Source organism: Pollutimonas bauzanensis (assembly GCF_040393045.1).
GTDB classification, from domain to species: domain Bacteria; phylum Pseudomonadota; class Gammaproteobacteria; order Burkholderiales; family Burkholderiaceae_B; genus Pollutimonas; species Pollutimonas bauzanensis_A.
In genome coordinates this window covers 18596-30409 of the sequence record NZ_JBEBUX010000041.1, presented here as the reverse complement: position 1 = coordinate 30409, position 11814 = coordinate 18596, and the positions used below count along the sequence as shown (strand labels likewise).

General features: G+C 53.4%; 15 protein-coding genes, 1 pseudogene and 1 riboswitch. Of the genes and pseudogenes, 12 read left to right on the top strand and 4 right to left on the bottom strand.

The window, feature by feature from the left end; all coding sequences use genetic code 11:
- The 3 genes from ku to ABWO67_RS08585 all read left to right on the top strand — a co-directional run.
- On the top strand, window positions 1-816 hold an 816-nt coding region (gene ku, locus ABWO67_RS08595), incomplete at its 5' end, for a non-homologous end joining protein Ku (protein ID WP_353150378.1).
- Window positions 809-3289 carry a DNA ligase D gene (gene ligD, locus ABWO67_RS08590; protein ID WP_353150375.1) on the top strand — a complete coding sequence of 827 codons (2481 nt, stop codon included), beginning with the start codon at window positions 809-811 and terminating at the stop codon, window positions 3287-3289. The genes ku and ligD, both read left to right, overlap by 8 nt.
- 63 nt (window positions 3290-3352) lie before the next feature.
- Complete coding sequence (locus ABWO67_RS08585) at window positions 3353-3559, top strand: hypothetical protein (RefSeq protein WP_353150372.1); 207 nt, start codon at window positions 3353-3355, stop codon at window positions 3557-3559.
- A gap of 6 nt (window positions 3560-3565) precedes the next feature.
- Here the strand turns inward: ABWO67_RS08585 and ABWO67_RS08580 are convergent, their stop codons facing one another.
- On the bottom strand, window positions 3566-4054 hold the full coding sequence (locus ABWO67_RS08580) for a DUF421 domain-containing protein (protein WP_353150369.1): 489 nt from the start codon (window positions 4052-4054) through the stop codon (window positions 3566-3568).
- A 173-nt stretch (window positions 4055-4227) separates the two neighbouring features.
- Here ABWO67_RS08580 and ABWO67_RS08575 point away from each other — a divergent pair, with 173 nt between their 5' ends.
- On the top strand, window positions 4228-4428 hold the full coding sequence (locus tag ABWO67_RS08575; RefSeq protein WP_353150366.1) for a hypothetical protein: 201 nt from the start codon (window positions 4228-4230) through the stop codon (window positions 4426-4428).
- Between the two features lie 114 nt (window positions 4429-4542).
- Window positions 4543-4677 carry a low affinity iron permease family protein gene (locus ABWO67_RS08570; protein WP_353150363.1) on the top strand — a complete coding sequence of 45 codons (135 nt, stop codon included), beginning with the start codon at window positions 4543-4545 and terminating at the stop codon, window positions 4675-4677.
- Here the strand turns inward: ABWO67_RS08570 and ABWO67_RS08565 are convergent, their stop codons facing one another.
- Entirely contained in the window at window positions 4678-5031 is a 354-nt protein-coding gene (locus ABWO67_RS08565) for a DUF1428 domain-containing protein (RefSeq protein ID WP_353150381.1), read from the bottom strand. It abuts the gene before it with no gap.
- Between the two features lie 107 nt (window positions 5032-5138).
- On the opposite strand from ABWO67_RS08565, the gene ABWO67_RS08560 reads away from it, so the two are divergent.
- Window positions 5139-5666 carry a MarR family winged helix-turn-helix transcriptional regulator gene (locus ABWO67_RS08560; protein ID WP_353150360.1) on the top strand — a complete coding sequence of 176 codons (528 nt, stop codon included), beginning with the start codon at window positions 5139-5141 and terminating at the stop codon, window positions 5664-5666.
- Here the strand turns inward: ABWO67_RS08560 and ABWO67_RS08555 are convergent.
- Window positions 5617-6429, bottom strand: coding sequence for a M90 family metallopeptidase (locus ABWO67_RS08555; RefSeq protein WP_353150357.1), 813 nt, complete (start codon window positions 6427-6429; stop codon window positions 5617-5619). The genes ABWO67_RS08560 and ABWO67_RS08555 overlap by 50 nt on opposite strands.
- 171 nt (window positions 6430-6600) lie before the next feature.
- A riboswitch (FMN riboswitch) is annotated at window positions 6601-6773 on the top strand.
- 92 nt (window positions 6774-6865) lie between these two features.
- Here ABWO67_RS08555 and ABWO67_RS08550 point away from each other — a divergent pair.
- From ABWO67_RS08550 to ABWO67_RS08530, 5 genes and pseudogenes are all read left to right on the top strand, one after another.
- On the top strand, window positions 6866-7348 hold the full coding sequence (locus ABWO67_RS08550; protein WP_353150354.1) for a 6,7-dimethyl-8-ribityllumazine synthase: 483 nt from the start codon (window positions 6866-6868) through the stop codon (window positions 7346-7348).
- A 121-nt stretch (window positions 7349-7469) separates the two neighbouring features.
- Complete coding sequence (locus ABWO67_RS08545; protein WP_353150351.1) at window positions 7470-8345, top strand: pirin family protein; 876 nt, start codon at window positions 7470-7472, stop codon at window positions 8343-8345.
- Between the two features lie 37 nt (window positions 8346-8382).
- Entirely contained in the window at window positions 8383-9273 is an 891-nt protein-coding gene (locus ABWO67_RS08540) for a pirin family protein (protein ID WP_353150348.1), read from the top strand.
- A 75-nt stretch (window positions 9274-9348) separates the two neighbouring features.
- Window positions 9349-9723, top strand: a pseudogene (locus ABWO67_RS08535) (thiamine pyrophosphate-binding protein); the annotation flags it as partial.
- A gap of 115 nt (window positions 9724-9838) precedes the next feature.
- Entirely contained in the window at window positions 9839-10168 is a 330-nt protein-coding gene (locus tag ABWO67_RS08530) for an ElaB/YgaM/YqjD family protein (RefSeq protein WP_353150345.1), read from the top strand.
- Between the two features lie 95 nt (window positions 10169-10263).
- On the opposite strand, the gene ABWO67_RS08525 is transcribed toward ABWO67_RS08530, so the two are convergent.
- The gene (locus ABWO67_RS08525) at window positions 10264-10695 is read right to left on the bottom strand and encodes a phasin family protein (protein ID WP_353150342.1); all 432 of its coding nucleotides are present in this window, start codon (window positions 10693-10695) and stop codon (window positions 10264-10266) included.
- Between the two features lie 175 nt (window positions 10696-10870).
- On the opposite strand from ABWO67_RS08525, the gene ABWO67_RS08520 reads away from it, so the two are divergent.
- Entirely contained in the window at window positions 10871-11776 is a 906-nt protein-coding gene (locus ABWO67_RS08520) for a LysR family transcriptional regulator (RefSeq protein ID WP_353150339.1), read from the top strand.
- The last annotated feature ends 38 nt before the right edge of the window (window positions 11777-11814 follow it).

Here is an 11814-nt window from a genome sequence, read left to right as displayed (position 1 = left end):
GAACAAGGGATAGACTTCGACTGGTTGGACAAGCGCAGTATGGATCCGGTTGGCTATAAGCGTATTAACAAAACGACAGGCAAAGAGGTCACTAAAGAAAATATCGTCAAGGGAATCGAGTACGAAGACGGCCAATATGTAATTTTGTCCGCCGAGGAAATATCGGCAGCCTATCCAAAAACGACTCAAACAGTGGAGATTGAAGCCTTTGTGTCGCTAAGCGAAATTCCTTTTGTATACCTGGAACGCCCTTATTACATTTCCCCCATCAATAAGGGGGCTAAGGTGTATGCCCTACTACGAGAAGTGCTGCATAAAACCAAAAAAGTCGGCATTGCCAAAGTTGTAATCCAGACTAAGCAGCATTTGGCAGTGTTGATGCCCTGCGGCCCCGCCCTGATATTGAATCTGCTGCGCTGGACCGACGAAATTCGAACCTGGGATGAGTTGAATCTGCCGGCCGAAGGTATGAAGTCGACAGGATTAACCGCAAAAGAAATGGCAATGGGCGAACAACTGGTCGCCGACATGAGCACTAAATGGGCTCCCGAAGCATTCACGGACTCTTTCAAAGCGCAAATCCTGCAGCTGGTAAAGGAAAAAATTGAGGCTGGTAAAACCGAGTCTGTGACGCAACCGGAGGAAGAAGAAGCAGAATCCACTGGTGCAAAAATCTACGATCTGACTGAGCTGCTGCAACGAAGCCTCAACAAGGGTACCAAGACAGCGAAAGCAAAACCCACGACAACGCGGGCAAGCAAGCCGCGTTCAAAACCGCGGCAATCAGCGGCCGCGAAACGGCGTGAGCATGGCTAAAACTGATCCTCTAAAGACTTATAAGTCCAAACGCAATTTCTCTATCACCCGCGAACCGGCAGAAGGAGGCGCAGCGAATGAAGCGGCCCGCGCATTTGTCGTCCAGAAACATTGGGCCAGCCGACTGCACTATGATTTCCGGCTAGAGCTGGATGGCACAATGAAAAGCTGGGCGGTCCCGAAAGGCCCAAGTTTCGATAATACCGATAAACGAATGGCGGTACACGTCGAAGACCATCCAATTTCGTACAACAAGTTTGAGGGCGAGATTCCCGCCAAACAATACGGAGCCGGAAAAGTCATTATTTGGGATAAAGGCGTCTGGGTACCTGTGGGCAACGCTCGCGAAGGCTATCAACAGGGAAAGCTGAAGTTTGAACTATACGGCCATAAGCTAAAGGGAAAATGGGCCTTAGTCAGAATGAAGGGGAAGCAGGCCAAACAAGACCCGTGGCTTTTGATCAAGGAAAAGGACGAATTTTCGCGACCAGCCAGTGAGTTCAGTGTCGTCGATGAAATGCCTGATAGCGTCGCACATCTTGACGACAATCGGCCAGCCGCTGCCTCGGCGCAACATGGCTCCGACATGCCAGCTTCCAGCACAAAAGCGGCGCTTCCCGCTACGTTCAAGCCTGAACTAGCTACGCTGGTGGATACCCCGCCGCGTGATTCGGAGCAATGGCTTTACGAAATCAAGTTCGATGGATACCGCTTGCTGACCCGCATCCAGAAAGGCCGAGTTCAATTATTCACGCGCAATGGGAACGACTGGACGAACCGCTTGACGGCGTTGACCGAAAACTTAAAGGCTGCCAAGTTACCCGAGGGGTGGTATGACGGCGAGATCGTCATTCTGGACGACAATGGGCTGCCTGACTTTCAGGCGCTGCAGAATGCGTTCGATAATTCGGCCACCCAAAATATGGTCTATTTTCTGTTCGACCTTCCCTTTTGCGACGGTGCCGATTTAAGGACGACACCACTTACTGAGCGCCGCGAAAAGCTGCAACAACTACTTCTGAACCTAGAAGGAGACGCCATCCGTTTTAGCGATGCGTTTGACGCGAGCGGGAAGGATATTGTGGCCTCAGCTTGCAAACTGGGGCTGGAAGGCGTCATTGGCAAGAAAAAATCGTCTCATTACGTATCGCAAAGATCGACAGACTGGATCAAGTTGAAGTGCAGTTTACGGCAAGAGTTCGTGATTGGCGGCTACACCGATCCCCAGGGGTCGCGGACGGGAATCGGCTCATTATTGCTCGGCATACACGACGATACCGGGGCGCTGCGTTATGCCGGAAATGTGGGTACCGGTTTCACAGCCAAAACCCTCGTCGATATCAAGCAAAAACTGCAAGCCCTCCGTAGCACAAAACGCCCTTTTTCCGCAGCCACTGGCATTGATGCCAAAGCACATTGGGTTAAGCCTGTATTGCTCGCAGAAGTTTCTTTCGGCCAGTGGACCAAAAAAGGAAGCATCCGTCACTCGGTTTTTCATGGCTTGCGCGACGACAAACCGGCCAAGCGTATTATCAAGGAGAGCCCTATGCAGACCGATGCTGAATCCGCCGGGCCGAGTTCGCTGCTTGCCAAGCTCAAAGTCACGCATCCTGAGCGCGTCATAGACGAATCGTCCAATACAAGAAAAATCGATGTAGTTCGCTACTACGCGCTGGTCGCACCTCTGATGCTGGAGCATCTTAAGGGCCGACCAGTATCGTTAGTGCGTGCACCAGATGGCGTCAATGGCCAGACATTCTTCCAAAAGCACCTGGAAACGGCCAAAATCTCGGGGATACGCCAACTGTCGCCTGAACTGGATCCGGGCCACGACCCGCTGATGGAAGTGGTAGCTGCTGCAGGCCTGCTGAATGCCGCCCAATTGAACGTGATTGAGTTCCATACTTGGAATGCCGTCAAATCTGCCATCGGCAAGCCGGACCGGATGACATTCGACCTGGATCCGGGCAAGGGCGTTGACTGGCCGGCCATCCAGGAAGCAGCATTGGTCGTTCGCGCCTTTCTGAATGAACTAGAACTCGTCTCGTTTGTAAAAACCAGCGGAGGCAAGGGTTTGCATATCGTTGTACCACTACAGCGACGCTACAGCTGGGACGCAGTGAAAGACTTTTCGCATGCGATTGTTTTGCACTTGTCCCAAACGCTACCTAAGCGCTTTTCTGCCCGAAGTGGGCCGCGCAATCGGGTCGGGAAAATTTTCATCGATTATTTACGCAACGGCTTTGGGGCTACGACGGTAGCGGCCTGGTCAGCGCGCGCGCGCCCAGGAATGGGCGTATCAGTGCCCATAGCCTGGGATGAAGTCGATAAGCTGCATAGCTCAGCTCAATGGCATATAGGCAATATTCATGAACGGCTGGATAAAGGCAATGAGCCATGGTGCGATTATCGCGACGTGGCGCACACACTGACCGCCGCCATGAAAGCCCTGGGCTTCAAACCGGGTAAATAAGCGCAGGCATAAGGGTTGCTGACTTGGCTCCAAAGCATACAGTGTCAAATTCAGGAGGTAGCGATGCCCACCAACCCTCGCCCAGGCACCGATAAAGATATCGATCTTCCACGGACACCGCCTGTCAAAGATGTAGATCAGACCCCGAACCCACCCGATAGCATTCCGGACATTCTCCCCGGGGTGGATCCTGAGCAAACCCCAGGCACTGACCGTCTGCCTGCCGAAAGAAATCCGCACGATCGCAGCACAAACAAACATCGTCCGTAAGCTTCGTCAGCGCTTAACCTTGAGAACGCTGATCTCGCCCTGGGATTCCATGTAAGCCCTACGGACTTCACTCAAGTCTTCTACGCCATGTTGGCGCAGTTCGCTCATCAACTCGTCCCGAGTGACATATTCACGGCGCATGCCTCTGCGCTGCATGATGCCATCCTTGATCAGGCAGACCCGTCCAGGATCCAGCATCCGATCGACCGCAGGCCAGAAATAAGACACACGATCCAAGATTACGCTCCAAAGGATGAGGGTTCCAACGAGGACCATGCCCTCGGCGACGCTTTTATATTCTGCAGACATCGCATTTTGTGCGGCGTCTGCAATCAATACAACAAGCAGCACGTCTGCTGATCCGATAGAACCGAAGTCGCGCCGCCCGGCTAAGCGAAGCAAGATGAAAATAAACCAATACATCAGGCTACCGCGCAGGAATAGCTCCCACGGTGATACGCCAAACACAAACAACTCATTCCATTGAATGCTCATGACACTGCCTTTGGATCGCCAAATAACAGAAACAAGCAAGTTGCGTACCCGGACAGCTATCGTACGTAATCATTTCAAAAGCGTTCCACTTCTTATTCGTGGCTAACGTACTGGACGTGGGCATGACGCTTGCTTGCTGATTGCTTGTGTACGGTCATTCAAAGGAAAACATCATGACATCTACAAAGAAGCACGGCGATAAACAGCCGACTACCCCCGAACAGGACGACGACACCTTGCGGGAAGAGCAGAAAAGCCACGGTACACAGCAAAACCGTAGTAAAAAAGAAGGTCATGCCACGCAAATCGGATCTGGCCAAGACCAGCAAAGCAGCCATTCCAGAGGCGGAAGTCAGCATGGCAACAAACGATAAAGGCAACGCAGCGCAGGGCCCCCGCAGCGGGCAGTCCGGGCAACTGAACCACGACCGATAGCTGGCTCGGCGGCTGCATTTTCGCTGGCGTTTGCTCTTGTACTCGTTTGGGCCGTGCATTTGAAACTCGATGAGCTACTCAGGTCTATCAAAGACGCCCGTAACGAGATGATAGATGCGGAGGACTTACCTACCGAAGAATTGGAACGGCTAGGAAAACAGTTCCGAACACATCAGACGGAAAGATAGTCACTCATCCAAGATAGGCACAAAGCCGCCGAATATCATCCGTTTTCCATCGAATGGCATCTGCTCACCCATCGCTTTCATGCGGGGATCGGTCATCATTTTCTCGTTTGCAGCGTCTCGTACTTCCTTGGAGGGGTATTCAAACCAGCTGAAAACAACCTCTTCGCCCTCTTCCGCTTTCACAGCGCGACGAAAATCAGTCACCTTGCCATCAGGCACATCATCGCCCCAGCATTCCACGACGCGAGTCGCCCCAAACTCCTTGAATAAAGGCACCGCCTTGGCAGCATGATTGCGATATGTCTCTTTGTTAGCCGCAGGCACAGCCACAATAAAACCTTCTACATATTTCATCGCCCTTCTCCTTTGCTGTATCAAAAATGACAGGAACCATTCCCTGCCAAGACAGAAATAACCAATCCGTGTGACAATAACGTTGATATCAACATAATAATTATCTCGTGTCAAAGAAAATTCCGTTTGAAACTACGCTGGAAGTACGTGATGCTTGCTTATGCCTACATATTCAACGCGCTGCCCGTGCGCTGGCAAGGCGATTTGACGATGCCCTGCGGCCATTGGGGCTGACCAATGGACAATTTTCCTTATTGATGGCGGTCAACCGGCCTGAACCGCCTGCTATCGGACCGGTGGCGCAGCTATTGGCAATGGACAGAACAACACTGACAGCTGCACTGAAGCCGCTGGAACGTAGCGGTTTGATAACCGTTAGTACCGATGCCAATGATCGCCGTAGCCGCCTGTTGACCTTAACCAATAAAGGCCATCAACTGCTGGCATCGGCGCTTCCGGTCTGGCGCCACGCCCACGCGACCGTGGAAGCCAGCCTGATAGCTTTACACCCGGATGACTTGCGGATCAACTTACAAGCCCTGTCTGGCCGACAGGAATCACCTCAACTAAATGCCGAGCCGGTGCCTACAACCAGTCCCGCGGTTCAACTTGATAGTACCTCTGTAGCTCTTTGAACAACTCTGGATGATGCTCGGCCAATTGCACCGGCATCTCAAAAAATGTCTCGGTCGCCACCGCAAAGAACTCTGCGGGGTCCGTAGCTCCATATTCATCAAGTACGGTTTCATGATGGTGCAGAACATCGGAACGCAGGCTGGCAAATTCTCTTGACAGCACAGCCTCCCACCCTGGATAACTTAGTCTGCTGCCCAATATAGGCGCGCCGTTGGCTCGGCCGGACTCTTCATCCAGTTGATGCGCGAACTCGTGCAGCACCACGTTATGGCCATCGGTAAAGTTTTGTGTGCCTCGTTGCACATCGTCCCAAGACAACACAACCCGCCCGTCGCCCCAAGACTCGCCGAGTAAGCTTTCCCTGCTATGCGTCACTACCCCGCCCTCATCTTGCTCGGTGGATGACGCAACGAATGCAGACGGGTAAACAAGGATCGAATGCAGTTCTGGATAAACCCGAGGCAAGCGATTCAATAACAACAAACAGGCCAAACCCGCTATCGTTACCCTGATCTCATCGGTAATGTCCAGCCCGCCGCAACCGTAGAATTCCTTTTGATGGAGAAACTGCTTGATCAAGTACTGCAACTGTTGTTGCTCTTGGACAGCCATCTTGCGGTATACGGGAATGTTCTTTTCCAGTATCCCAACAAACTGATCCGGAAAATGACCTTGAACGGCGCGACGCAAACGCCACTTCGGCAGCCATTCCGCCAGCGCTATCGCGGCTACGACAATTAACACCAGCAATAAAGCTTTCATAACGGTTTAACCGGGCTTACACCAGCTCCACGCAGTCTTTTGGGCGATCTCCATCTCGGTCGGCCAAGCATAGCATTATCTCCGCGGGGTTTCTAAAGGCCGATTTATTGGGTGAATTCATGATATATTTTTGCGGCGACTCATTCATGCTGCATAGCATTGGATGGTCGCTCACGTTCTCAGGGCGGGGCGTAATTCCCCACCGGCGGTAATGGCATGCAATATGTCTAGCCCGCGAGCGCTTGCAATTGAAATAGTATCTACATTGTTTCTTTTTGCAAGGTCAGCAGATCCGGTGCGATTCCGGAGCCGACGGTCATAGTCCGGATAAAGAGAGAGCGGGTTGCGGTTAATCAGGCACGGCTTGTGTACGCGCTGCAATTCCATTCGATCCAATATGCCCTGTTTTTTTATTTTTAAAAACAGGAATAGCACCATGCAGCATCAATCATCAGAACCATCAACAACAAGCAACACTGGCCGGCGCATCGCGTTCATACAGGCCGGGTGGCATCGCGACATTGTCGAGCAATGCCGCCAGGCTTTTTCCGTCGAAATAGTAAAGTACGGCTATACCGAGTCAAGTATTGATATCTTCGAAGTAGCCGGTGTCTTTGAAATTCCCTTGCATGCCAAACGCTTGGCTAATAGCGGTAAGTATGCTGCCATTGTGGCGGCCGGGCTGGTTGTCGATGGCGGAATTTATCGCCATGAGTTCGTTTCAGAAGCTGTCATTTCAGGCCTGATGCAAGTCCAACTTGCAACGGATGTGCCGGTAATTTCAGCGGTGCTGACACCACACCATTTTCATGGGGAAGAACATCACAGCTTTTTCCTGTCGCACTTTAAGGTCAAAGGAATAGAAGCTGCGCAAGCTTGCGCATCGACGATTGATGCACTTCATAGAATAAAAACCTAAGTCACCCTAGTGTGCTCCCTCGCCAGCGTTCCCATAATAGGACTCTGATACTAATTTAACCCGTCTACCGGACAGCCGGTCGAGGCTCTATCATGGTGTTCATGTCCTACAGGAGAACACCATGAAAAAAGTACTTGGTATTTACACCAGCCCCAAACAGCACTGGGTCGGAGACGGTTTCCCTGTGCGTTCGCTATTTTCGTACGACAGCCTGGGCAAACACGCCAGCCCGTTCCTGCTGCTCGATTACGCCGGCCCAACCGAGTTCACCCCCGCATCGCGCCGTCGAGGCGTTGGTCAACACCCGCACCGGGGCTTCGAAACAGTCACTATCGTCTATAAAGGCGAGGTCGAACATCGCGACTCTACCGGCAGCGGCGGCACCATCGGCCCCGGAGACGTGCAGTGGATGACTGCCGCGTCAGGCATTTTGCATGAAGAATTTCATTCAGACGAGTTCACCCGCAAAGGCGGCACGCTGGAAATGGTGCAATTGTGGGTAAATTTGCCAGCCAAAGATAAAATGGCTGCACCTGGCTACCAGACCATACTCGACAGCGACATTCCATCGGTTGAACTGGCCGACGGCGCAGGTCGGGTGCGAGTGATAGCGGGCGACTACCAGGGGCATCAAGGTCCGGCCAAAACATTCACGCCTATGGATGTCTGGGATTTGCGACTGCAACAAGGCCATGCAACCGAGTTGACAGTACAGGAAGGCCGGATGCTGGCTTTGGTCGTCTTGCACGGCACGGTGTTGGTCAATGGCCAGCATATCGCCCGCGAGGCTCAAATGGTATTGTTCGATCGAGCCGACACCGATGTATCCGTGGAGGCAAACAGCGACGCCACTATTTTGGTGTTAAGCGGCGAGCCGATTGAAGAACCCATTGTGGGTTATGGGCCATTTGTCATGAATACCCAGGCTGAAATCCAGGAAGCTGTGACTGATTTCAATACTGGCCGGTTCGGACAAATGCCGCAATCAGTAGCGTAAGCCAAGTATTTGATCCACTTTTTTAGGAGTACCCTCGATGAGCACAATTGAAACAAACATTCAGCGCATCGCATCGCGCCAGGCCGAAGTCGGGGGTATTCCCATCAATCGAGTCATGCCGTCCCGACAACGGCGCATGATCGGCGCCTGGTGCTTCCTGGATCACGCAGGCCCCGCCGTATTCCGCCCGGGCGCCGGCATGCGCGTGGGGCCGCATCCGCACACCTGTCTGCAAACTTTCACCTGGATGCTCAAAGGTGAAATCCTGCATCGTGACAGCCTGGGCAACGAGCAAGTGATAAGACCGGGCCAAGTCAACCTGATGACAGCGGGCCAAGGCATTGCGCATACAGAAGAGTCCTTGCCCGGCGAAGAGCAACTCCATGCGGCACAGTTGTGGATCGCACTTCCACCCGAGGCCGGCGATTGCAAGCCGGCCTTTGATCATCACCCCATTCTGCCAACATGGAGCGAGGACGGCTGCGACTTCACCTTGTTGGCAGGCAGCTACAAGATGCATACAGCGCCATCCCGACTCTACTCCCCCTTAATTGGCATGGACTTGTTCAGCGCCCAAGGCACCGATATCTGCTTGCCACTGGACCCCGCGTTCGAATATGGCGTATTGGTACTAGAGGGCGAGACAACCATCGGCACACAGCAATTTGCCACTGATGAACTGGCCTACCTCGGAAGCGGAAACAGCGAAGTGCGTTTGCAACTGAACGCAGATAGCCGGGTGATTCTGCTTGGCGGCGTACCTTGGCCCCAGCAAATTCTGATGTGGTGGAACTTTGTCGGACACAGTAAAGCAGAAATCGCGCAAGCCCAGCGCGATTGGGAAGCAGGCAGCGACCGCTTCGGCATTATTCCTGAATACGACGGCCCACCTTTAATTGCGCCCCCCTTGCCCTGGCCCGGTTTTTAAGCCCAAATCCAAGTTCTCCCTGATGTAATAGGCACGCAAGTTGCTGAACCGTACAGCAACATCAGAGGAGAAATTATGGATACGGTGTCGGACTTTATCCTGAAGCGTCTTTCCGAATGGGGAATAAGCCGTGTATTCGGCTACCCTGGCGACGGCATCAACGGCTTGATCGGCGCTTTTGGACGCGGTAGCGTCCCGATTGAATTCGTGCAGGTCCGACATGAAGAAACCGCAGCGTTCATGGCCTGTGCCCACGCGAAGTTTACCGGGCAAGTTGGGGTGTGCTTGGCCACATCGGGACCAGGCGTCATCTATTTGCTGAATGGCCTATATGACGCAAAGATGGATCACCAGCCTGTTGTGGCCATTGTCGGGCAGCAGGCGCGCAGCGCCATAGGCGGCGACTACCAGCAAGCGGTCGATCTGCTTAATAGCGGAAAGCGAGTCGCCATGCTGGTTGGCGCAGGCGCATTAAGCGCTCTCAACGTTACGCGCAACCATCAAACAGTGGTGGGCCTGACTCGTGTCATTCCCCTTTATTTCATCACCTCTAAAAGGAGTATCTATGCACACTAGCAAGGACCTAATTCTGGCTGCCGAAGACTTGTTACGCAGCACTGCCAGCTATAGCGGCGCTGAAATTGAAGCCGCACGCGGCAAGCTTAAGCGCCAAATGCAAAGCCTGAAAGACCAAGCAAGCCGTGGCGCCAAATTGAGTGCGCAGCGCATCGAGCAAGCTGCGCAAGATACCCAACGCTATGCCCGCCAACATCCCTGGCAATCTGTTGCTGCGATTGCGCTACTGGGGATTGCCGTCTGCGCCTGCCTGTATGGCGCCCAGCGCTCCGCGAATACGAAAAGCCAACGCTTACGCCGGAGCTGGATTTCCAGATGACAGACTTTCCAGACAGGCTGGCGCACTTGCTGGTGCGGGCGGCTTTGGCTCCTGCCTATTGAATATCGTAAAACGCCAAAGCCCTGCACCAGCACCTATTTAGGTCGCATCATTTTCTGGACTTCCTGCATGTTCTGCGTAGCCCGTTGCGTGATGCTGGCCAATGCATCTGCCTGCGACTTGCGTGCAATTTCGGCCAAATCCTTCATATCAGACAGTGTCTTTTCAAACGCTTTGCGGGCAAGTTCAGCTTGCTTGGCAGGATCTCCGACTCCAGTGCTGCCGGCAGCGCCCTGAATGCCCTCCATCGCCTGTTTAAGGATTTCGGCCTGCTTGTTGGCCAGCGCCTGCATACCTTCATAGACAGCCTTGTTGGCGTCGACCAGCGCCTCGATGTCCTTGCGACGCGCATCAGCGATTGCCGACATGTCGACCCCTGGCACTTTGAACTGTTCGAACATCTTGCCAAAATCGCCAAAAGGGTTAGCGCCCGTCGCGGTGCTATCGTTTGCAGTATTTTTTGACATAGCCTGTCTCCTGTGAAGATAAGTAGTGGATTCAAAGAGCCCTGATCATGATAGCCAATGTACGCTGCCCTGCACTTAAGCGCTAATCTTTTTTATCGTATCGTGATCGGGTAATTGCCCGGATAACGGTAAGCTTTTACTATCAGTGTTCCATTCATTGAACAATAAAACGCGCATGCAAGACTTAAATGATCTTTATTTTTATGTCCAAGTAGTCGATCATGCGGGATTTGCTCCAGCCGGACGCGCCCTTGGTGTGCCAAAGTCCAAGCTCAGTCGCCGCATTGCCATGCTCGAGGAAAGGCTGGGCGTACGGTTGATCCAGCGTTCAACCCGCCGCTTCTCCGTCACTGAAATCGGCCAGACCTATTACACGCATTGTAAAGCCATGCTGGTCGAAGCCGAAGCAGCGCAAGACGCTATCGAGGTAACACGCGCCGATCCGCGAGGCGTCGTGCGCATTACCTGTCCGGTAGCGCTGTTGCAGGCCGACGTAGGAGTCATGCTGGCCGACTTCATGGCCGACAACCCGCGCGTTACCCTCCACCTTGAAGCGACTAACCGCCGAGTGGATCCTGTCGGGGAAGCCATTGATATTGCTTTACGGGTACGCCCCCCACCGCTACAAGACAGCGACTTGGTCATGCGAATATTGGCAAATAGAAGCCAGTGCCTGGTCGCGAGTCCGGCACTGATCGAAATCCACGGTTTGCCACAGACGCCCGCCGACTTGGCAGGCTGGCCTAGCCTGGCCCAGGGCAGCCCACAGGAAAACCACGCCTGGAATTTGCAGGGGGCCAATGGCACGCAGGCAGAGGTCTACCATACGCCGCGCTTTGTTACCGGGGACATGAATGCACTACAAAGCGCAGCACTTGCTGGCATCGGCGTAGTTCAGCTACCGACAATGATGATACGCACCCCCCTAGCCCAAGGCACGCTGGTCAGCGTGTTGCCAGACTGGACGCCGAGGGTTGGTATCGTCCATGCCGTCTTTCCTTCGCGGCGCGGGCTACTGCCGTCGGTACGTGCGCTGGTCGACTATCTTGCCCAGCGCTTTGCAGACTTAAATGACGATTAGCTTAAAAGATTCGGCATGCATCATGCTGATAGTCCTCC